The sequence below is a fragment of the Corynebacterium sp. LK26 genome (assembly GCF_014335085.1).
GTDB classification, from domain to species: Bacteria; Actinomycetota; Actinomycetes; order Mycobacteriales; family Mycobacteriaceae; genus Corynebacterium; species Corynebacterium jeikeium_D.
Genome location: NZ_PDHB01000001.1, coordinates 56,674 through 77,083 on the forward strand (window position 1 = coordinate 56,674; position 20,410 = coordinate 77,083).

General features: G+C 59.1%; 17 protein-coding genes. 5 read left to right on the top strand and 12 right to left on the bottom strand.

Annotated features, from left to right (window positions below; all coding sequences use genetic code 11):
• Window positions 1–19: 19 nt before the first annotated feature.
• The gene (gene gndA / locus CRD13_RS00245) at window positions 20–1,471 is read right to left on the bottom strand and encodes an NADP-dependent phosphogluconate dehydrogenase (RefSeq protein ID WP_049170491.1); all 1,452 of its coding nucleotides are present in this window, start codon (window positions 1,469–1,471) and stop codon (window positions 20–22) included.
• A 105-nt stretch (window positions 1,472–1,576) separates the two neighbouring features.
• On the opposite strand from gndA, the gene CRD13_RS00250 reads away from it, so the two are divergent.
• Complete coding sequence (locus tag CRD13_RS00250; RefSeq protein ID WP_224433479.1) at window positions 1,577–2,140, top strand: PaaI family thioesterase; 564 nt, start codon at window positions 1,577–1,579, stop codon at window positions 2,138–2,140.
• Between the two features lie 92 nt (window positions 2,141–2,232).
• Here CRD13_RS00250 and CRD13_RS00255 read toward each other — a convergent pair whose 3' ends face one another.
• Entirely contained in the window at window positions 2,233–3,654 is a 1,422-nt protein-coding gene (locus tag CRD13_RS00255; RefSeq protein ID WP_049170497.1) for an NAD(P)/FAD-dependent oxidoreductase, read from the bottom strand.
• A 187-nt stretch (window positions 3,655–3,841) separates the two neighbouring features.
• Here CRD13_RS00255 and CRD13_RS00260 point away from each other — a divergent pair, with 187 nt between their 5' ends.
• Window positions 3,842–5,296: a class I SAM-dependent methyltransferase gene (locus CRD13_RS00260; RefSeq protein WP_187401155.1), complete on the top strand. Its 1,455-nt coding sequence runs from the start codon at window positions 3,842–3,844 to the stop codon at window positions 5,294–5,296.
• Between the two features lie 117 nt (window positions 5,297–5,413).
• Window positions 5,414–7,123, top strand: a complete 1,710-nt coding sequence (locus tag CRD13_RS00265) for an FAD-binding dehydrogenase (RefSeq protein WP_187401156.1) — start codon at window positions 5,414–5,416, stop codon at window positions 7,121–7,123.
• A gap of 38 nt (window positions 7,124–7,161) precedes the next feature.
• On the opposite strand, the gene CRD13_RS00270 is transcribed toward CRD13_RS00265, so the two are convergent.
• Entirely contained in the window at window positions 7,162–7,446 is a 285-nt protein-coding gene (locus CRD13_RS00270; RefSeq protein WP_005511316.1) for an Lrp/AsnC family transcriptional regulator, read from the bottom strand.
• A 174-nt stretch (window positions 7,447–7,620) separates the two neighbouring features.
• Here CRD13_RS00270 and tpx point away from each other — a divergent pair, with 174 nt between their 5' ends.
• Window positions 7,621–8,118: a thiol peroxidase gene (gene tpx / locus CRD13_RS00275; RefSeq protein WP_049193539.1), complete on the top strand. Its 498-nt coding sequence runs from the start codon at window positions 7,621–7,623 to the stop codon at window positions 8,116–8,118.
• A 64-nt stretch (window positions 8,119–8,182) separates the two neighbouring features.
• Here tpx and CRD13_RS00280 read toward each other — a convergent pair whose 3' ends face one another.
• The 5 genes from CRD13_RS00280 to CRD13_RS00300 all read right to left on the bottom strand — a co-directional run bounded on the left by CRD13_RS00280 (window position 8,183) and on the right by CRD13_RS00300 (window position 12,611).
• Window positions 8,183–9,220, bottom strand: a complete 1,038-nt coding sequence (locus CRD13_RS00280) for a hemolysin family protein (protein ID WP_070604610.1) — start codon at window positions 9,218–9,220, stop codon at window positions 8,183–8,185.
• A 3-nt stretch (window positions 9,221–9,223) separates the two neighbouring features.
• Complete coding sequence (locus tag CRD13_RS11105) at window positions 9,224–10,660, bottom strand: hemolysin family protein (protein WP_187401157.1); 1,437 nt, start codon at window positions 10,658–10,660, stop codon at window positions 9,224–9,226.
• A gap of 421 nt (window positions 10,661–11,081) precedes the next feature.
• Window positions 11,082–11,300, bottom strand: coding sequence for a hypothetical protein (locus CRD13_RS00290; RefSeq protein WP_016422819.1), 219 nt, complete (start codon window positions 11,298–11,300; stop codon window positions 11,082–11,084).
• A 190-nt stretch (window positions 11,301–11,490) separates the two neighbouring features.
• Complete coding sequence (locus CRD13_RS00295) at window positions 11,491–12,201, bottom strand: YceI family protein (RefSeq protein ID WP_070767503.1); 711 nt, start codon at window positions 12,199–12,201, stop codon at window positions 11,491–11,493.
• A 17-nt stretch (window positions 12,202–12,218) separates the two neighbouring features.
• Window positions 12,219–12,611 carry a hypothetical protein gene (locus CRD13_RS00300; RefSeq protein WP_224783748.1) on the bottom strand — a complete coding sequence of 131 codons (393 nt, stop codon included), beginning with the start codon at window positions 12,609–12,611 and terminating at the stop codon, window positions 12,219–12,221.
• A gap of 81 nt (window positions 12,612–12,692) precedes the next feature.
• Between CRD13_RS00300 and CRD13_RS00305 the strand changes: the two genes are divergently transcribed.
• Entirely contained in the window at window positions 12,693–13,082 is a 390-nt protein-coding gene (locus CRD13_RS00305) for an RNA polymerase-binding protein RbpA (protein WP_005511311.1), read from the top strand.
• A 303-nt stretch (window positions 13,083–13,385) separates the two neighbouring features.
• Here the strand turns inward: CRD13_RS00305 and CRD13_RS00310 are convergent, their stop codons facing one another.
• The 4 genes from CRD13_RS00310 to cobN all read right to left on the bottom strand — a co-directional run bounded on the left by CRD13_RS00310 (window position 13,386) and on the right by cobN (window position 20,307).
• Window positions 13,386–14,198, bottom strand: coding sequence for a polyprenol monophosphomannose synthase (locus CRD13_RS00310; RefSeq protein WP_016422816.1), 813 nt, complete (start codon window positions 14,196–14,198; stop codon window positions 13,386–13,388).
• Between the two features lie 12 nt (window positions 14,199–14,210).
• Complete coding sequence (lnt, locus tag CRD13_RS00315; RefSeq protein ID WP_016422815.1) at window positions 14,211–15,899, bottom strand: apolipoprotein N-acyltransferase; 1,689 nt, start codon at window positions 15,897–15,899, stop codon at window positions 14,211–14,213.
• A gap of 38 nt (window positions 15,900–15,937) precedes the next feature.
• A complete protein-coding gene (locus CRD13_RS00320; RefSeq protein ID WP_016422814.1) occupies window positions 15,938–16,558 on the bottom strand; it encodes an FxsA family protein in 621 nt (206 codons plus the stop codon).
• A 98-nt stretch (window positions 16,559–16,656) separates the two neighbouring features.
• Window positions 16,657–20,307 (bottom strand): cobaltochelatase subunit CobN, encoded by a 3,651-nt coding sequence (cobN, locus tag CRD13_RS00325; RefSeq protein ID WP_187401295.1) that lies wholly within the window; start codon window positions 20,305–20,307, stop codon window positions 16,657–16,659.
• Between the last annotated feature and the right edge of the window lie 103 nt (window positions 20,308–20,410).

Consider the following 20,410-nt stretch of genomic DNA (forward strand, 5'->3'; position numbering starts at 1 on the left):
GAAGCGACAGACTTCAAGACTACGCTTCAACCTCGGAGCGGTCGCCAGACCAGAGGGTGTGGAAAGCACCCTCGCGGTCAACACGCTGGTAAGTGTGCGCACCGAAGTAGTCACGCTGCCCCTGAACCAGTGCTGCCGGCAGACGCTCCGCACGCAGGCCGTCGTAGTAAGCCAGCGAAGAGGAGAACACCGGAGCCGGGATACCCATCTGTGCTGCAGTGACGACAACGTCGCGCCACGCGTCGAGGCACTCGGTGACCTGGTCACGGAAGTACTCGTCGAGTACCAGCGCCGGCAGCTCCGGATTGCGGTCGTACGCTTCCTTGATGCGGTTCAGGAACTGTGCGCGGATGATGCAGCCACCACGCCAGATGGTCGCCAGCGCACCGCGGTCAATCTCCCAGCCGTACTCCTTGGCACCAGCGTTAATCTCATCGAAGCCCTGCGAGTAGGCAACGATCTTGGAAGCGTAGAGCGCCTTACGGACGCGCTCCACAAAAGCATCGCGATCTTCCGGAGCCTTAGCCAGGCTTCCCGACGGCAGGTTGCGGGCAGCCTCACGCTGAGCAAGGGAAGACGACAGGGCGCGAGCGAACACGGCCTCGCCAATACCAGTTACTGGAATGCCCAAGTCCAAAGCGGCCTTGACCGTCCAACGGCCGGTACCCTTCTGACCAGCAGCATCAACGATGACATCCACCAGCGGCTTGCCTGTCTTCTCATCGACCTGAGAGAGAACCTCAGCGGTAATCTCGACCAGGTAGGAATCCAGGTCGCCCTTATTCCACTCGCGGAAGATATCTGCAATCTCTGCAGGGGTGAGGCCAGCGGCTTCGCGCAGCAGGTGGTAGGCCTCGCCAATGACCTGCATATCCGCGTACTCGATGCCGTTGTGGACCATCTTTACAAAGTGGCCAGCGCCATCGGAGGAAATGTGAGTACAGCACGGAACGCCATCAACGTGTGCGGAGATGGACTCCAGCAGCGGGCCGAGGGACTCGTAGGACTCCTTCGTTCCACCCGGCATAATGGATGGGCCAGTCAGAGCACCTTCTTCACCACCGGAAATACCAGTGCCAACGTAGTGCAGGCCACGGGCGCGAATAGCCTTCTCGCGACGGATGGTGTCCGTGTAAAGAGAGTTACCGCCATCAATGATGATGTCGCCGGGCTCCATCACGTCGGCAAGCTGATCGATGACCGCATCAGTAGCGGCACCTGCCTGAACCATGATCAGAGCGCGACGCGGGCGCTCCAGCGAAGCGACGAACTCTTCAATGGTCTCGGACGGGATGAATGAGCCTTCATCACCGTGTTCAGCGATGAGGGTGCGAGTTTTCTCCGGACTGCGGTTGTACACGGCAACGGTGTGTCCCTTGTGGGCGAAGTTGCGTGCGATATTCGAGCCCATGACGGCGAGCCCGACGACACCAATTTGTGCGAGTTCATTGTTATCGGTCATGCCCACCATCTTAAAGCCTGGCCGGGGTTCGTTGTATCTGGGACTCAGAAATTGTTACTGCTTTTAACGTTGAAACTGCCACGAGTGATGGCGTGCGCTGGCACAATGTTTGGCATGACTGACGAGACTATTGCGAATAATGGCAGTTCACAGGACTCTAACTCTGCAGCTTCCGTCGCCGAGCAGGCGAAGAGGAAGGCGCTGCGCGATTATATGACACTGGCGACGAAGGCTAGCCAGGAAGCGCTGAGCGATGAGGAGCTGGCTGTTTTTAACAGCACCTTGGGCGATAACGGAATCGGCGGTCTAGATACCTTGCTGGGCACGAAGTTTGTCCATGTCGGGCCGGAGCGAATTCAGATGGAGCTCGAGGTCGGGCCCGACCACCTGCAACCGTGGGGCCTAGCCAATGGCGGTGTTTATTGCTCGCTAGGTGAGACTGCTGGCTCTATTGCTGGTTTCGTTGCCTGCGGTGCGAAGAAGCCGGTCGTCGGTGTGAACAACAACACCGATTTTTACCGCTCCGCCCGAGCTGGCGAGGTAATCGTTACCACGGCGGAGCCAGAGTACCTGGGGCGCACCATGCAACTGTGGCGTATTGAGCACACCCGCAAGGCAGATGAAAAACTGCTGGCCCGCACCAACCTACGAATTGCGGTACTCGACAAGCCGCTGTAGCAAATCGTTATAGGTGGTAACGGGCCTGGTAGGAAGCTCGCAGGTGGCTTGTCGTGATTAGCTGTTTTCTAATCTGGCCACCTGCAAGTTAACTACTTGTTCCTTTTTGCGCGGTGCTCGCGGCGAGTGTCGCGAACCTCCAGCGGCAGATCCTGCTCAGCCTTGTCCTTGTTGAACTCGGCCAGGCGGTCGATGGCGTTGCGTGCGTACATCTGCTGGCGGGTGGAAACCATCTGCCAACGGTTGCGGTCCAGGACGTTCAGGCCCCAGCTGACGCAGGAGACGAGGCGGTTGCGGAAGCCCACCAGGAACATCAGGTGGACGGCCAGCCACAGAATCCAGCCGATGAAGCCGGTGACCTCAACCTTGCCCATCTTCACCACTGCGGAGAAGCGGGAGACGGTTGCCATGGAGCCCTTATCGAAGTACTCGAACGGCTGACGCTCAGCGACGTCGCGGCCGTCGGCCTCAGCTGCAATGTTGGCGGCGACGTACTCGCCACCCTGAATAGCAACCTGAGCAACACCCGGCAGGTTCTCGCGGTTGGACATGTCGCCCACGACGTAGACGTTCTTGTAGCCACCAGCTGTCATGTCCTCGTTGACAACGACACGGCCAGCGCGGTCGGTCTCGGCGCCAGTCTGCTCGGCAATCATCTTGCCCAGCGGGGAAGCGGACACGCCGGCGGACCAAATCTTGCAGAACGACGGGATGAACTCCTCGGTTCCATCCTTCATGTTCTTGTAGGTGACGCCCTCTTCATTGACGTCAGTCACCATCGCGCCCAGCTTGACGATGACGCCCATCTTTTCCAGGGACTTCTGAGCCTTGCGGCCCAGACGCTTGCCAAACGGCGGCAGAACCTGCGGTGCGCCGTCGAGCAGGACGACGCGTGCAGCGTGCGGGTTGTAGCTGCGGTAGGACGATGCGAGGGTGCGGTTAGCCAGCTCGGCCAGCTGGCCGGCAAGTTCAACACCAGTCGGACCAGCGCCGACAACGACGAAGGTCAGCAGGCGCTCGCGCTCAGCGGGATCGTCGGTCAGCTCGGCGCGCTCAAACGCGCCGATGATGCGGGCACGGATTTCGAGTGCGTCGTCGATGTTCTTCATGCCCGGAGCAAACTCGGCAAAGTGATCATTGCCGAAGTAGGACTGGCCAGCGCCAGCGGCGACCAGGAGGTGGTCGTATTCCCACTTGGAAGTCTGGTGACCCAGTTCCGAAGTCACAACCTGCTTTTCGACGTCGATGTCGGTGACATCGCCCTTGACAACACGAACGTTCTGAACACCGTCGAAGATCGTACGAGTGGACGGAGCGATTTCGCCCGAGGACAGGATGCCCGTTGCTACCTGGTAGAGCAGTGGCTGGAACAGGTGGTGGTTAGTGCGGTCGATGAGAGTGACGTCGACCTCGGCGCCCTGCAACTTCTTCGCCGCGAACAAGCCACCGAAACCCGAACCGATGACGACCACGTGCGGGCGTCCGGAGTGCGGGCGGTACGGAGTCTCGGTCATGTATTTTCTCCTCACAGACTTTAAAGTTCTCGAAGTTTTAGATTCGGCTTTTAGCCGGCAAGCCACAATAGTAATCCTCTCGGTGCGCCACCGCCTATTCTGGGTCCCTGCGCGGTAGGCTGCGAGAGCAAACTCAGTTCGTTATTCGTACCTTTATGCGGCGCGATTGTTAGGAGGTTCGGGCAGGGTGAATTCGGCAAGCCGGCAGGCAATTGACGCAGAGCGATGGCCTCGGGTTGCGCGTATTCCAGAGGGGCGTTTTCTAGCGAAACGTGCCGAAATGATGGAACGCTCTTTTGAGCGACTCTGCCAGGATAACGGCATTGAGCTGGTTGAATCCGGTGAGTTTGTCGGGGAGTCTTTCATTACTCGGTCGACGGGTGACGCCGATTTGGCTGTCGACGGAGTCGGTGGTGCCAGCTCTAGCGGCGGCAGTGAATCTCCCACTAGTTCTGAATCGTGTCGTCCAGTCGTTTTCAGCGTCATTGATCCTGTTTTCTATTCTCGACTAGCTGATTCAGAATGGCTCGGATTGGGGGAGGCCTATCTCGCGGGCGAGTGGTCCAGTGATGACTTGCCAGAGCTTCTCAGCCGACTGCTTAGCGCCGAGCTTGATATTGCTTCGTTGGGGCCGTTGGCACGTGGTCTGATGAAAGTCGCGCGTTCACGTCCGCGTCTCGATGGGCCAGATATGGCGGGAGAGTTGCCGACCTCATTGCTGGAGCTCTATTCCGGCGAATTGCTGATGGGCGGTTCCGGCCTGTTCGCCTCCGGAGTGCGAACCTCGTCGCGGGAACAGATTCAAAACTATGCCCGTGGTGCTGGCAAGGGTGGGGTTCCCTCGCACTGGTCAGTTGACGTGACTTATGTCGATGCCCCGAAATCCGTCGCGCGTGCCGATTTTCTGCATGCCCAGGTGCGCAATATTGAGCACATGCTCGATCTGGCTCGAGTCCGGGCCGGCGACCGTGTCGCCGAATGGCCGTCGGCAGGCGGAGAAATTGCCCTTCGAGCTGCAGAAAGGGGAGCGGGCGCGGAGGTTATTACCGTCTCTGATGACCACACCGAAACGGTGCTGGAACGGGTGGAAAAAGCCGGATTGCGCGGCGCGGTCGATGTGATCCAGATGGATCGCAACATTCCGTCGCCACGCGAATTCGAGTCCGACTTCGAGGCGGTTATCAACGTCGGGCGTCTGGAGACCTTCGGTCGTGCAGGTGCGCTGCGCTGGCTGAAGAGCGCCGAGCGTCTGCTTGTCGACCGCGGCACCATCGTCGTCCAAATGGTGGTAGCGACGGACAAATTCGATGCGCTCGCCGAGCGCAGCTTGGACCTCGTACGCGCTTACGTGTGGCCGCAGCTGCAGCTTTTCACTGTAGAAGAGCTGCGCAAGATGGTGGACCGGGAAACCGGCCTGCGCATCGCGGCGGAAGAGTACATTCCGGCGCACTTCGCGACGACCTTGCAGCTCCAGCGAGATTTCTTTGCGGCGCATGCGCGCGAAGCCGCTGGTATCGGGTACGACAGAGTGTTCCGGAGGATGTGGAATTACTATCTGTCGCTGTTTGAAGCGCTCGTGCGCGCAGAGAAAGTCACGCTCGTACAGGTCGAGCTCGTGCATGCGCCACGCAGGCCTCACTAGCAGTGGGCAGCTCCGGGCGCGTTGGAAATTCGCCAGATAAATAAAGCCTGTAAAAATAAATCACGTTTTTAGGCAAAACCACCTCAAAGGCGATGTTTAGGGTCTAAAAACGAAACTATGAACGCACAGAGCACCACACGTACTGCAGACATTGTTGTCGTCGGCGCCGGACTTGCCGGATTGGTCGCGACGTATGAGGCCACGCAGGCCGGCAAGAAGGTCATCCTTGTCGACCAGGAGAATGCCAACAACCTCGGCGGACAGGCTTTCTGGTCGCTGGGAGGAATCTTTCTCGTCGACTCGCCAGAGCAGCGCCGCCTCGGAGTCAAGGACAACCGCGAGCTCGCTGAAGCTGACTGGTTCAACTCCGCGCAGTTCGACCGCGAGGAAGACAACTGGGGACGCAAGTGGGCCAAGGCCTACCTGAACTTCGCGGCAGGGGAGAAGCGTGACTACCTCCGCAATCTCGGCGTGAAGTTCCTGCCTGTCGTCGGGTGGGCTGAGCGCGGTGAAGGGCGTGCCGACGGTCACGGCAACTCGGTACCCCGATTCCACCTCACCTGGGGCACAGGCCCCGAAATCGTCCGCGTATTCGCAGAGCCGGTCGCTGAAGCTGCGAAGAAGGGGCTGGTGGAATACTGCCATCGCCACCGCGTTGACGAGGTAATCGTCGAAGATGGTCGCGCCGTCGGCGTGCGTGGCAAGATTCTGGTTCCCTGTGAATCGCTAGAGCGAGGAGTGGCGTCGTCACGCGAGGAAACAGGGGAGGACTTTGAGATCCGCGGGTCGGCCGTGTGCATTGCGACGGGCGGTGTTGGCGGCAACCTGGAAGCCGTGCGTAAGTGCTGGCCGACCGAGCGCCTGGGCGAGATGCCGAAGGACATGGTCTGCGGTGTGCCAGAGCATGTTGACGGCCGTGGTATCGAGATTGCAGAGCAGGCCGGCGCAAACCTCGTCAACCGTGACCGCATGTGGCATTACACCGAGGGCATGAAGAACTGGAATCCCGTGTGGCCGAATCACGGTATCCGTATCATCCCGGGGCCGTCGGCCATGTGGTTTGACGCAGAAGGAAATCGCCTGCCTGCGCCATATATTCCGGGTGCAGATACTGTCGGCACGATGAAGCACATTCTGGCTACCGGACACTCTTACTCCTGGTTTGTGCTGAATAAGAACATCGTGGCCAAGGAGTTCATTTTCTCTGGCTCAGAACAGAATCCGGATCTGACCGAAAAGGAGATCAAGAAGCTGATTGGCAAGGTGACCTCTGGTGTTGCCGCACCGATTCAGGCATTCATGGATAACGGCGAAGACTGGGTGGTTGCCGACGACCTGCCAAAGCTGGTCGAGGGGATGAACGAGATTGTGGAGGCGAGCTCGGGCGGGGAGTCCGGAGCCGCAGCGCTGAAGATTGACCTGGAGAAGCTCGAGGAGCAGATTCGTCAGCGCGACATGCAGACCGGTAATCCCTTCTCTAAGGACTACCAGGTCAATTACGTCAACGTGGCCCGGAACTTCCTCGGGGACAAGATCATCCGCTCCGTGCCGCCATCACCGATTTTGGATCCGAAGAATGGCCCGCTGATTGCTATTCGTCTGCGCATGCTGACCCGCAAGACGCTTGGCGGCATTGAGACGACCCTCGACGGCCAGTGCCTGCATCCGGACGGAACTCCCTTTGAAGGGCTCTACGCTGCAGGTGAGGCATCTGGCTTCGGTGGCGGTGGCGTTCACGGCAACAACGCGCTGGAAGGTACATTCCTGGGCGGCTGTATTTTCAGTGGCCGCCAGGCAGGCCGCGCGATGGCGGAAGTGGTTAAGTAGCTCCCGCATACCGCACGGCTCGGTGGAAGAATCCGCGGCTACTCCAGCCCGATGGAGAATGCACTTTCCAGGTCGTGCTGAGAGTAGGTGCGGAAAGCCAGCTGAGTCTGAGTGCGAATAACACCGTCGACCTTGCTGATGAGATTTGGAATGATTTCCGCCAAATCATCGTGATTAGTTGCGCGCACCACGACGACCAAGTCCCAGTCACCAGTAACGGAGTAGACCTCAGTCACGCCGTCGATCTCGACGATGGTCTCGGCGGCCTCCGGAATCTTGTCAGCTTCGACATCGATGGACACAATTGCGGTAATCAAACTCATGGCTGCCTTTCCTCGGAGTATAAACGTGGGGCCCGCTGAATAGCGTGGCCCGGACCGCAAGGTACGAAAGATTGCTCAAGATACTGCGGCCCGGAATTTCATTTCTGTCACGATTCTACTGATTTCCAGGAAACAGCCTGGAGGATCCGGACGAAAGGCGGTAAAAAGGGCGCTATGACACAAACCGCATTTCAGTCCAACCCAGTCCAGCTTTCCGGAGACCTGCCCCAGGTGGGCAACAAGGCTCCGGAGTTTACCCTCACCGGTGGTGACCTCGCCGAGGTCACCAATGAGACCTTCGCTGGTAAGAAGGTCGTCTACAACATCTTCCCGTCGGTAGACACCGGTGTTTGTGCAGCTTCGGTGCGTCACTTCAACGAGGACGCTGCTGGGCTGGACAACACCGTCGTGGTTAATGTTTCGCGTGACCTGCCGTTCGCTCTCGGCCGCTTCTGCGCTGCAGAAGGCCTGGACAACGTTGAGGTTGCCTCGGACTTCCGCCACGGCTTCGGCGAAGCCTTCGGTGTTGTCCAGCAGGATGGCCCGCTCGCTGGCCTGCTTGCTCGTGCCGTAGTCGTCACTGACGAAGAGGGCAAGGTCATTTACAACCAGCTGGTCGATGAGATCACCACGGAGCCGGACTACGACTCCGCACTGGCTGCACTGAAGTAATTAGCTAACAAGCTTTCAGCAGCAAGTAACCAGCTGGAATCGACGGGGCTCGTCGGCGCACGCGCTAGGCTGTTGCCTGGCGGACTTCGCCGACGAGCTCTTCTAGTACGTCCTCCAGCGCAACGATTCCGTTGACAGAGTTCTCCGAAGTACTATCTTCCTCCGTCACCAAGGCGAAATGAGCCTGCTCGCGCTGCATCAGCCGCATGACCGTCTGGAGCTTGGCATCCGGGCTGACGCTTGCGAAGGTGCGAATCAGATTCCGCGGGAAGGGTCGGTCGCGGTGACCGTCGTCAAGCGAGAGCAAATCCTTGACATGAAGGTAGCCGATGAAGCTGCCATCGGCATCGGTGATGGGGAAGCGGGAAAAGCGCGTGCGTGCGCTGAGCTCTTCGATGTCGGCGACAGTGGCGTCGGGGCCAATGGTGACGAGGGTGTCGAGTTGCATAGTGACATCCGCGGCGGTGAGATGCTCGAAGCCGAGAGCTTTGTGGAGGAGCGCGAGCTCGTCATTGTCGAGAAGGCCCTGACGCCCGGACTCGGCGACGAAATCCTGCACCTGACTAGCGGTGAAGGAGGAATCGACCTCGTCCTTCGGAGTGGCGCGAAGAATCTTGCGAACCACGATGTTCGCCGTCGTATTCATCGCCCAGATAACCGGATTGAGTACCCGCACAATCACATACAGCGGAATAGCCACGAACTTCGCCGTCGGGCTGGGGGCCGCAATAGCGATGTTCTTCGGCACCATTTCGCCGACAACCATGTGTAAGAAAGTGACAATCAGCAGCGCCAACGCCAGCGCAACCACGTGGGCGGTGCCCGCGGGGAGTCCCAGCGCTGTCATGTAGGGCTCGAAGAAGTGCGCAATCGCAGGCTCGCCGACGGCACCGATGAGCAGGGAACAGGCGGTAATGCCCAGCTGTGTTGCCGCCAGGGAGACCGACACGTTTTCGATACCGCGCAGCGCGTACTTTGCGCTGGTAGAGCCGCTGACGGCATCCGGTTCAATTTGATCGCGGCGAGCCGAGACCATCGCAAATTCAGCGGCGACAAACCAGGCATTGAGGGCCAACAGCAAAATAAGAGTAAGTAGTGGCATGTTCTAGCCCTCCTTTTCGCTGTTGTGCTCGACGTGGTTGTGACTGGTTCCGTCCTGGTGAGCGCCTTCATCCGGGCGCGTGACCTTGTTGCCGGCGCGGTCCACCTGGACACGAATACGGCCAACGCGGTGACGCGCCATGCGCTCGACTCGAAATGCAACTTCAGCGGTGGTAGGCAAGTTCTCCTCATCGAGGTTTTCGTGGTCGGTGGCTTCGACCGTAATCGTGTCGCCGAAGCGAGGCATGCGATCCAAGCGTTCGGTGATAAATCCACCAATAGTGTCGGATTCTTCGCCCTCCGGCAGGACCAGGTTTAGGATCTCTCCCAACTCATCAGGGCGCATGAGACCGGAAACAATCACCGTATTGGGGCTAATCCGGCTGTAGAGCAACGAACGATCGTCCTGTTCATCGTCAATTTCACCGACGATTTCCTCGACGAGATCCTCCAACGTCACAATGCCGTCCGTGCCGCCGTACTCATCGACAACCACCGCGAACTGGTATGCATCCTCACGCAGTTGACGCATCAGCGGATCAAGTGTGGTCGAGTCATTTACCACGAGTACATCTTTGGCCAGGCTCGCAGCCGACGTCGTCAAGCGTTGTGCGTGTGGCACGCTGAGCAGGTCGGTGTAATGCACCACGCCGCGAATGTCGTCGACGCTATTGCCAACGACGGGGAAGCGTGCATGTCCAGAATCTGCGACGACCGTCAGCATCTCTGCGACGCTCTGATCTTCGATAAAGATGATCTGTGTGCGTGGCGTCATCACATCAGCCGCCGTGCGCTCGCCGAACTCGATCGATCGCGCCACCAACTCGGCGGTCTGCGGGTTAATTTTTCCTTCATCGCTAGAGCGCGTGACGACGGCACGGAGTTCCTCCGCCGTCCTGGCACTGGCGACCTCTTCCTCAGGGGAGAAGCCGAGCCGTTTTAGCACCCAAATAGCCGCGCTGTTGAGTAGCCAGACCAGCCAGCCGAATGCGAACATGAAGGCATTCTGTGGCCTGACCACGAGGTTTGCGACTTTAGTGGGCTCGGCGATGGCCCAGTTTTTGGGGACGAGTTCGCCAAAGACCATTTGAGTGAAGGTCGCGATAATGAAAGCGCCCGTAGTGCTGATTGCAGTGACGGTGGCGGGAGAGATGCTAGTGCCACCAAATGCGGCTTCGAGGAGGACGCCGAGGGAAGGCCCGGTCAGGAAACCAGCGACGAGGCTGGTGACGGTAATTCCCAGCTGTGCGCCGGAGAGGTTAGTAGAGGTGCGTGATAGAGCACGGTCTACTAAATATGCGGACCTTGAGCCGGCGTTTGCGGCGTTCTTGACATCGTTCCTATTAACCGTGAGGTAGGAAAACTCGACAGCAACGAAAATTGCATTGGCGAAAACGAGGAAAAGAAAGACCGCTAAGACGATGAGCGCGGATACGATCACGCGGCATCACCTGAAGTGTTCGCTGCGTTCGCTGGGGATGCTGCGGCGGTTGCTGCGGTGATTGCGCTTACTGCGGCTACAGAGAGCCCGTCAACGTTGGCGCGAGGCTCTGGGTCGTCGGACGAGCCAGATCTATCTGATGTGTCGGACGCATTGGGTCTGTCTGAGCTGCTGGATGTGTCTGAGAGTTCAGGCATGCGAGAAATCTTACTAAAAATTCCTTAGGTCTGGCGGCAATGGCGCATCGGTGGCAATGGGGAGGACGGGACCCTTAGGCCAAAATGTCATAATGTATATTATCGGACAAATAATGAAAGTGGTTGGCCCTGGGGTTTTCTGAATTTCCAGGACTGTCGCCTTTTTCGCCGCCGCTTTTTCTGCTGCCGTGTTCTATCTTGGCGCTTGATCTATGCCGTCGGGATTATTGCTCATTGTCCTTGGCGTTCGCTGCAAGCTCATCCGCGTTGCGGACGGCAATCTCTTCCCGCAGCCTCTTGTTCTGCCACAGCGTCATGCCAATCAGGAGTATGCCGACAGCCACGAGCCACCACACGCCCTTGTAGGCCACGAATGCAATGAAGATAATCAGTAGTACCATTCGCACCTTTCGTGCGAGCAACATTGCTTCGTAGGTGTTCATATCGTTGTGACTCCCAACTGGCCTACCAAAATTGTTTTTGGCAGGACTTCTGTGGTGTGTGACTAAATGGCTTTATTGCGTCACAGTGACGAATCGAGGTGTATTTTCGCTGGCTATAAGCCTCTTTGGATTAGCGCTACTGCGATTCTCTTTAGATGGCTGTGTCTGCCAGCCGCGAAACCTACGTGTCCTACGCGTCCTGCTTCTCTGCGACAATGCGCAGATTGAGTTCGCCGTTCTCCTCGATGGATGCAGCTACAAACTGTGGCAGGCGCACGTTGTAATCCAGGCGGTTGATTGGCAAAGAGCCCGACAACAAAACCAAGTTTTCGGTACGAGCGGCCTTCATTGGTACGGTGACATCATTGGTGACACCGCGGATGGTCAGGCGTCCCGGAATCTCGATATTCGCCCACTGGCCGTTATCTGGAATGCTCGAAATATCGAGTGGTTCTGCAAGCTCAAACTTAGCTTCTGGGTACTGCTCAACGCTGAAAATATTGTTGCGGACATTGATGTCACGACGTTCAATATCGCTAGTCAGAGTTGCCATATCAACAACAACGGATGCGTCCTCAAGATTGTTGTCAGCAACCTTCAGCTCACCGGTGACATCGTGAGTGGAACCGGACGTCGTCCGCCTGCTGCCCGGCAGTACCTCATTAAAAGTAAAGCCAACGGAGGTGTTCTGTGAGTTATCGCCACCGACAATCTTCCAGGTGCCATTCGCATCAGTCGTTGCTGCAGGCAGCTCCGTGGCCTCGAAATCCCCAGTACGCACCCCTTCATGCGTGAAAACGCGATACAAAACTGGCCCCACAATAACAATTGCGAGCGCAACAACTGCAACGGCTATCAAAGTAATAATTGACTTACGGACACCAGAATTCATAGTGCTCATCCTATCCTTTTAATCCGCTATGGGATAAACCGTTCCACCTCGCGCGTTTTCATAATCAATTCCTGCGTAATCTCCTGCAGGACGGCAGTCTCCATGCCGTCGTCAAGCGCGGTGCGCAAGTCTTCGGCGAGACAACGTACTTCGAAGAGCCCGTCCCCTATTCGCTTTACGACGTCATCGCCCGCCGGCCTGCTCGTGGCATCGGTGGCGGTCTTTAGCGTGAGATCCGAATTGATTCGCTCGGCAATCGGCCTGGAAGCGCCTTTTGCTACGCCAGTGCGTTTTTCGTACGCGCGCTGCCGGCAGGCTTGGCTGCAGAACTTGCGACGGCGACCGCGGATGGCGACCTCCATTTCGCGGCCACACCACTGGCAATTGGCAGTAGTTGTGCTCGGCTTTTGATCTGACACAGAAGTCAATTATGGCATGAATACAGATTAAGGCGTTATAATGTGTGGTCTAGTATTTCTACCAAAGGGGGCACGTTCCACATGGCAGATCGAGTTCTTCGTGGCAGTCGCATGGGCGCCGTTTCGTATGAGACCGATCGCGATCATGACCTCGCGCCGCGAATGATGGTCCGCTACCGCACTGAATCCGGTGAGATCTTCGAGGTCCCATTCGCGGATGACGCGGAAATTCCAGGTGAATGGCTGTGCAAGAATGGCCAAATTGGTGAGCTGGTTGAAGGCGAAGGCACTGAAGCCAAGCCGGTGAAGCCGCCGAGGACTCACTGGGACATGCTCCGTGAGCGTCGCTCCATCGAGGAGCTCGACGTGCTGCTGGATGAGCGCGTTGACTTGCTGCGCAAGCGTCGTCGTAACGCCGCTCGCCTGCTGAAGGCTCAGAAGGAAGCCGAAGAAGCAGAGAAGAACGCTTAAGGTTTGAGCTGGCTTGCGCTAGTGAGCTTTAGAGCTTTGTAGCCGTCAATCAAACACTGAAATTCGGGTCCGGATAAGGTTTTGCTCCTTATTCGGACCCATTTTTCGTTGGTGCCTGGCTGCGGCGGGCCGAACCGAGTTACTGACTGCGTTTATGACAAAAATGGCCTGAAAAATGGCCTGAAACTGTCATAAACTAAGTCAGTTTCACATTTGCAGCCCCCATTCATACAGGCAGCCCGCAGTCATACAGGCAGCCCGTCTCCACACGGGCAGGCCGCAATCTTTGGGGCTGCCCTAGCCCTACTTGCGGAATCGCTGCTTAAACTCGTGACCAGCCAGGCGACCAATCTCCGACCCCAGGTTTTTTACCTGCTGCGAGCGGTGCTTGAATCCCCACTTGGTGACCTGCAGCAGAGACTGCTTCACAAAGCTGCCATCCATCTTGGACTCGCCGTACTCGCGCTCAGTAAAGGTGATCGGAACCTCCTCCACCAAGAAGCCCGCCTGTACAGCCTCAAAAGCGAGCTCGGTCTGGAACAGGTACGCAGCCTTGCCAATGTTCTCGAGGTCAAGGGTTTCGAGAACTTCCCGTCGATAAGCACGGTAGCCAGCGGTGATATCCGAGATGCCCGCGCCGAGCGCCAGCGAGATGTAGAGGTTGCCGCCGCGGGAGAGAACCTGACGGCTCATTGGCCAGTTGACGGTCTTGCCGCCCGGAATGTAGCGGGAACCGATGACGACATCGGCACCGTCCTCGAGCTTCTCCAGCAGCAGATGGAACTGCTCTGGTGCGTGGGAGCCGTCGGCATCCATCTCGCAGAGAACCTCGTAGTCTCGCTCGAGACCCCAAGCGAAGCCCGCGCGGTACGCACCCCAGAGACCGCCCTTGCCCTCGCGGTGCAGGACGTAGATGTGTTCTTCGCCGTTGTCCGACTTGTCAGCGGCAGCGATTTCATCGGCGAGCTCACCGGTGCCGTCTGGTGAAGAGTCATCGACAACCAAAATGTCGACGCGAGGCTCCGCTGCGCGCAGGCGTGCAATCACGCCCGGCAGGTTTTCCCGCTCGTTGAAAGTGGGAATGACAACCAGCGTCGACTCATTTAGGGCAGTCACTCGTGATTCTCCTTAGTGCATGTTCTGCTCAGTATCCCGGCCATCAACTTCATCTGCGCCTGCCCTGGCATCTCCGCCACGGCGACGCAGGACGGCACCAACCACACAAAGAATACCGAATGCGGTCAGTAGACCTTCAATCCACGTCTCGAAGCGGGCTGCAAAAGTCAGGTGGGCGTACTGAGGCAGAGTTTCAGTGAGTACCTTCTGCTCGAAGATTTTGCTCTGCTTTACGACGTCTCCGTGCGCATCCACAATCGCGCTCACACCGCTGGTTGCGGCGACGGCCGTGGAGCGTTGGAACTCCATGGCTCGCATGCGGCTCATGGCCAGCTGTTGGTAGGTCATGTCGGTGAAACCGAAGGTGGCGTTATTTGTGGGCGTGGCCAGCATGGTTGCGCCGTGGTTGACCGCGTTGCGGAAGGCGCCATCGAAGACCACTTCGTAACAGGTGGCCACGCCTAGATTGACCTTCTTTAAACCATCTGTGCCTGGCGTTGTGACCACGGCATCGCCGTTGCCCGGAGTCATGTCTCCGGCGTGAGCGACCATGTCGGAAAAGTGGCGCAGTAGCTCGCGGAATGGCATGGTTTCGCCGAAGGGCTGGAGATAGATTTTCTCGTGCTGGTCGCCGGGGCCGGTCTGCGGATCCCAGACCACCATGGTGTTTTGCACCCCATCGGTGTAGGTAAAGGTGCCGACCACGATGGGAGCGCCAATATTCATCGCGGCGTTTTCGATAATGCGTGCCGCTTCCCCATCCGTAAACGGGCTGACATCGGAGGAGTTTTCGGGCCAGATGACGATATCCGGTTGCTGTTCCTTACCTTGGTGGACACGTCGTGCCAGCTCATTGGTGGCATCGGCGTGGTTTTGCAGGACTGCGCGGCGCTGGGCATTGAACTCTAAACCGAGGCGAGGAACATTGCCCTGGATAACCGCGACACGGGTGTTGTCAGCGGCCGTAGGCTCAGGCAGTGGTTGGGTCCACGCAGGAAGAACCCAGCCGACGAATAACGCTCCCACCAAAAGCGCAGCGGAGGTTGCATAGGAACGTAGCGTGAGCGCGACCAGTCCCGCACCAACGCAAGCAGCGAGGAAAGTGACCAATGCAGTGCTGCCGATTGCCACTGCTGGGGCCAGCGGGCCGTCGACCTGCCCCCAGGCAACGCGGAGCCAGGGGAAGCCTCCGAAAGGCCAGCGGGCTAGCAGCGCCTCCCCTGCCACGAGCGCAGCGGCCATGCCAGGGAGCTTCAGCGCGAGGGGGAAACTGGATTGGGCAATCAGCCACATCGCAAGCGCCGCCGGAATTGTCAGGAGACCCAGCACAATTGAGAGCGCCACGTAGGGGCCAATGCCGACGAAGGAGCCGATCCACGGCAGTGAGAAAAGTGCCGTCGCTGTTGCCCAGCTGAAGCCCACCACTACGCTGGATTTCCAATCGGCTGCGCAGAAGAAGGCAAAAATGAGCAGGGCGAGGCCGATCCAGGCCGTCCACCACCAGCTCATGGGCGCATAGCTTAAGAACTGCAATCCACCAGCGAGGATTGCAATGAAGGCGAGAACGAGGCGCTGCTTTAGTGGGGTAAGCGCGCGAAAGCGCGCCTGCCAGCGATTCGGATTCTCCGGAATGCCTTTCGAAGCGTCTTTCTGAGCGACGTTCCCGTGCTCGCTGGAGCGCGCTTGGCGGTTAGTGTGCACTTGTATAAGAGAACTCTCTACGTTTGCGAGTTTTTGAGTTAGCGCTTGTCGCTGTCGTCCTGGTCATCATCCCAGGCGTTGTCCGGTGCCGGTGGGACGATTTTATCCTGTGGGAAGGCCTTGCCATCCGCACCCGGGAAACCACCAGAGAATCCAGGGAAACCCGAAAAACCGCCAGCACCAGCGCCAGTTCCTGGAGCACCGGGGTTCATGCCGTACTGAGAGACCACCATCATGCTGCGGTCACTGAAGTTGCGGAGTCCGTTGAGCAGCGCCACCGATCCGCTCTTACGAATCAGCCAGCGAGTCGGCGGTAGCACCATGAGGAAACCAACAACGGTGGTGACGACGCCCGGCAGGGCAATCAGCCAAGAGCCAACCAACAGAATTGCCGAGTCAGCCACAAAGTGTCCCGCGCCCTTTGCCGAGCGCTTGATTGCCTCCTCCGGATGCTTCTGTCCGTACTCAGTAAGAGTACGAGAAGTATCCAGCAGCAACTTCTGGTAGATGCGCTTGAACTCGATGGCGGCGAAAACCAATCCCAGAATGAATAGACCCAGAACCAGCAGGACGGTCCAGCCATAGCCAATCCATTCACCAAGTGCGATAAAGGCCGCAATCTCGGCGATGAGGTAAATAATTGTGAACCACTTGCTCATAGTTCCCCAGTGTAACCGCCACTAGATGAGCAAGTGGTTACGGCTATCGGCCGGTTAGACCACGACTAGCGGTCGCCTACCGGTCGCCTAGCGGTTACCTACCGGTCAGCGCGCTCCTCCAAGTCGCCCTCTGTATCCAGGTAGGTCTGGCGCAGCAGATCCATGCGTTCCTGGTCGGGGTTTTCCCACATACCGCGCTCGGCGGCCTCCATCAGGCGCTCGGAAATATCGTGCAAAGCCCACGGATTCGACTGTTCAAAGAACTCGCGGTTTTCCGGGTTCGCAACGTACTCGTCGGTAAGCGTTTCGTACATCCAGTCATCCATGACCTGCGCCGTCGCGTCGTAACCGAAGAGGTAGTCGACGGTTGTGGCCATTTCGAAGGCGCCCTTGTAGCCGTGGTTACGCATGGCCTGCATCCAGCGTGGGTTGACTACGCGGGCTCGGAAGACGCGTCGAGTCTCCTCGTGCAGGGTGCGGGTGCGCACGGCGTCCGGGCGCGTGGAATCTCCCACATACGCCTCTGGAGCGGAACCCGTCAGTGCACGGACCGTGGCGATCATGCCGCCGTGGAACTGGAAGTAGTCATCGGAGTCGGCGATATCGTGCTCGCGGGTATCGGCATTCTTCGCGGCAACCTGAATACGGCGGTAGGCCGTCTTCATGTCGTCAGCTGCCTCTTCCCCATCGACGCCGCGGCCATAGGCGTAGCCACCCCAGGTCGTGTAGACCTTTGCCAAGTCCGCGTCATCGCGCCAGGAACCGGAATCGATCAGCTGCAGCAGGCCAGCTCCATAGGTGCCCGGCTTGGAACCGAAGATGCGACGCGGGCGCTCCTGCTGGTCGGCCTTCGCATGGGCGCGCACGTAGTTGTCCTCATCGGATTCATCAAGCTTGACGACGAGCTGAAACGCATCATCCAAAAGGTCGATAACATGCGGAAACGCATCACGGAAGAAGCCGGAAATACGGACGGTCACGTCAATGCGCGGGCGGCCCAGCTCCTCCAGCGGAATCGGCTCAAGGCCGACAATACGGCGAGATGCGTCATCCCACACCGGATGCACACCAATCAACGCGAGCACCTCGGCGATGTCATCGCCCGAGGTACGCATGGCGGAAGTGCCCCATACCGACAGACCAACCGACTTGGGGTACTCACCGTGGTCGGCGCGGTAGCGCTCAATCAGGCCATCGGCGAGGTTAACACCGGTTTCCCAAGCCAGGCGCGACGGCACCGCCTTGGGGTCAACCGAGTAGAAGTTGCGGGCAGTCGGCAGTACATTGACCAGGCCGCGCAGTGGTGAACCAGAGGGGCCAGCTGGAACGAATTCGCCATCGAGAGCGGAAAGAATGCGCGGGATCTCCTCGGCGGTAGCAGCCAGGCGCGGGAGAATTTCGTCGCGGGTGAACTGCAGCAGCTCGACAACCTGATCAAGGCCGTTTGGTGCCGCGATATCGGCAAATTCCTCGGAGCCGAGCACATCAGCCGCGATCTGTGTCACCGGTTGGTCGGGATTCTTCACCACGGCGGTTACCAGCGCCGTAGCCAGTGCATCGATAGAGTCCACAGCGTGGCGTTCATCGGTGCCATCCTCGGCCAGGCCGAGAGCTTCGCGCAGGCCCGGCAGGGTCTGCTTGCCGCCCCACAGCTGGCGGGCGCGTAACATGGTGGTCACAGTGCCGATCAGGGATTCATCTTCCGGTGCCTGGCTGAGCACGTGGAGGCCACCGCGGATGGCGACGTCCTTAATCTCGCAGAGCCAGCCGTCGACATGCATGAGCATGTCATCGAAGACCTCCTCGTCCGGGCGCTCGTCCCAGCCGAGGTCGCGGTCCATCTTCGCGGCGGTCAGCAGCGTCCAAATCTCCTGGCGGATGGCCGGCAGCTTGGCCGGGTCCATGGCGGAGATGTTCTGGTGCTCGTCGAGAAGCTGTTCCAGACGGGTGATGTCACCGTAGGATTCGGCGCGGGCCATTGGCGGAATGAGGTGGTCGACAAGCGTGGCGTGAGCACGGCGCTTGGCCTGTGTGCCTTCGCCCGGGTCGTTGACCAGGAAGGGGTAGATCATTGGCAGCTCGCCGATGGCAGCATCCGGGCCGCAGGAAGCGGAAAGGCCGACGGTCTTGCCCGGCAGCCACTCCAGGTTGCCGTGCTTGCCCATGTGAACCACGGCATCGGCGCCGAAACCGCCCTGCGCCTGCGGCAGCGACAGGAAGCGGTAGCAGGCCAGGTAATGGTGCGTCGGCGGCAGATCCGGGTCGTGGTAGATACCCACCGGGTTGTCACCGAAACCGCGCGGTGGCTGCACCATGACCACGACATTGCCGAAGGTCAGGCCCGCAATGTAGATGTCCTGGGTATCCGGGTGGACGTACAGGGTTCCCGGCGCGGCACCCCACTTGTCCTGCATGTCGGAGCGAAGTTCTTCCGGCAAGGTAGCGAAGAACTTCTCGTAGGTGGCAGCGGGCAGGCGAAGCTCGGCTGCCTCCATAACCTCTTCGGTCAGCCAGTCCGGGTCCTGGCCGCCGGCCTCGATGATGGCGTGCATGAACGCATCTGGTTCATCGGCACCATCCTCGGCGGTGGCATATCCGGGGATTTTGGTGGTGTCGCCGAGGTTGTATCCGGCGTCGGCAAGCGCGTGCAGCACCTTCAACGTGGATGCTGGTGTGTCCAGACCGACAGCGTTGCCGATGCGGGCGTGCTTGGTCGGGTACGCAGAGAGCATGACGGCGACGCGCTTGTCAGCGTTGTTGATGTGGCGGAGCGCGGCGTAACGGGTGGCGATGCCGGCCAGGCGGTCGCAACGCTCGAGATCCGGGACGTAGGAAATGAGCTCGTCGGAGTCGATTTCCTTAAACGAGAACGCGACCGAGATGATGCGGCCGTCGAATTCGGGGACGGCGACCTGTGTTGCGACGTCCAGCGGCGACAGACCTTCGTCGTTGTCCTCCCATGCCGCCTTGGACGAAGTCAGGGCCAAACCCTGGATGATGGGAATGTTCAGGTCTGCGAGTGCGGCGACATCCCAGCCGTCATCGTCCTGGCCGGCCTGCGCGAGTGCCGGGCGGTTGCCGCCAGCGGCGAGCACCGTGGTGATGAGCGCGTCGCAGGAAGCTAGCTCTGCCAGCAGTTCATCGCTGGCGGTGCGCAGGGACGCGGCGAAGATAGGCTTGGCGACGTAGCCGCGAGCCTCGACCGCGTCAGCAAGCGCCTCAATGTAGTGCGTATTTCCCGCCAGGTGCTGGGCGCGGTAGTAAATAATGCCGACGGTGCCGCGGGAATCTTCCGTGGCCACCTTGGAGTCGCGCTCCAGGAAACCCCAGGCCGGCATGCGAGTGGGCTCTTCAAAGCCAAGACCGGTCAGAAGCAGTGTGTCCGACAGGAAATTGTGCAGCTGTGCGAGGTTCTTTGCGCCGCCTTCCGCCAGGTAAATGTGCGTTTGCGTGGCAACGTTTGCGGGAACTGTCGAATACTCGGTGAGTTCGGCATCGGGTGCCTGCTCACCGGAGACGAGGACGGTGGGAATACCGGAGTTCACAAAGTAGTCGATGCCGGATTCCCAGGCGCGGCGGCCACCGAGAAGTCGGATGATGACGACATCGGCACCGTCGGCAAGCGTGGGCAAATCATCGTCGAGCAGACGCGCCGGGTTTGCCCAACGGTAGGACACCTCCGGGTTGGCCTGAGCGGCCGCGCGGGCGGACAGAAGGTCGGTATCCGAGGTCGACAGCAGCAGAATCACGGTGTAGTCATTCACTTCCTGGGGAGCAACGCGTCCCCGGTCGGCGGGAGTCTGCCTTCTAACCGATGACGAGGTCTGACTGTGACAGTGGCGCGACCGTGCG

Bases quoted from the DNA above. Each gene is read 5' to 3' on its own strand.
- CRD13_RS00280 (WP_070604610.1), bottom strand. From the start codon at position 9,220: ATGCCACTACTTACTCTTATTTTGCTGTTGGCCCTCAATGCCTGGTTT.
- CRD13_RS00265 (WP_187401156.1), top strand. From the start codon at position 5,414: ATGAACGCACAGAGCACCACACGTACTGCAGACATTGTTGTCGTCGGC.
- tpx (WP_049193539.1), top strand. From the start codon at position 7,621: ATGACACAAACCGCATTTCAGTCCAACCCAGTCCAGCTTTCCGGAGAC.
- CRD13_RS00320 (WP_016422814.1), bottom strand. From the start codon at position 16,558: ATGAGCAAGTGGTTCACAATTATTTACCTCATCGCCGAGATTGCGGCC.
- CRD13_RS00270 (WP_005511316.1), bottom strand. From the start codon at position 7,446: ATGAGTTTGATTACCGCAATTGTGTCCATCGATGTCGAAGCTGACAAG.
- CRD13_RS00295 (WP_070767503.1), bottom strand. From the start codon at position 12,201: ATGAGCACTATGAATTCTGGTGTCCGTAAGTCAATTATTACTTTGATA.
- CRD13_RS00255 (WP_049170497.1), bottom strand. From the start codon at position 3,654: ATGACCGAGACTCCGTACCGCCCGCACTCCGGACGCCCGCACGTGGTC.
- CRD13_RS00305 (WP_005511311.1), top strand. From the start codon at position 12,693: ATGGCAGATCGAGTTCTTCGTGGCAGTCGCATGGGCGCCGTTTCGTAT.
- CRD13_RS00250 (WP_224433479.1), top strand. From the start codon at position 1,577: ATGACTGACGAGACTATTGCGAATAATGGCAGTTCACAGGACTCTAAC.
- gndA (WP_049170491.1), bottom strand. From the start codon at position 1,471: ATGGTGGGCATGACCGATAACAATGAACTCGCACAAATTGGTGTCGTC.
- CRD13_RS00290 (WP_016422819.1), bottom strand. From the start codon at position 11,300: ATGAACACCTACGAAGCAATGTTGCTCGCACGAAAGGTGCGAATGGTA.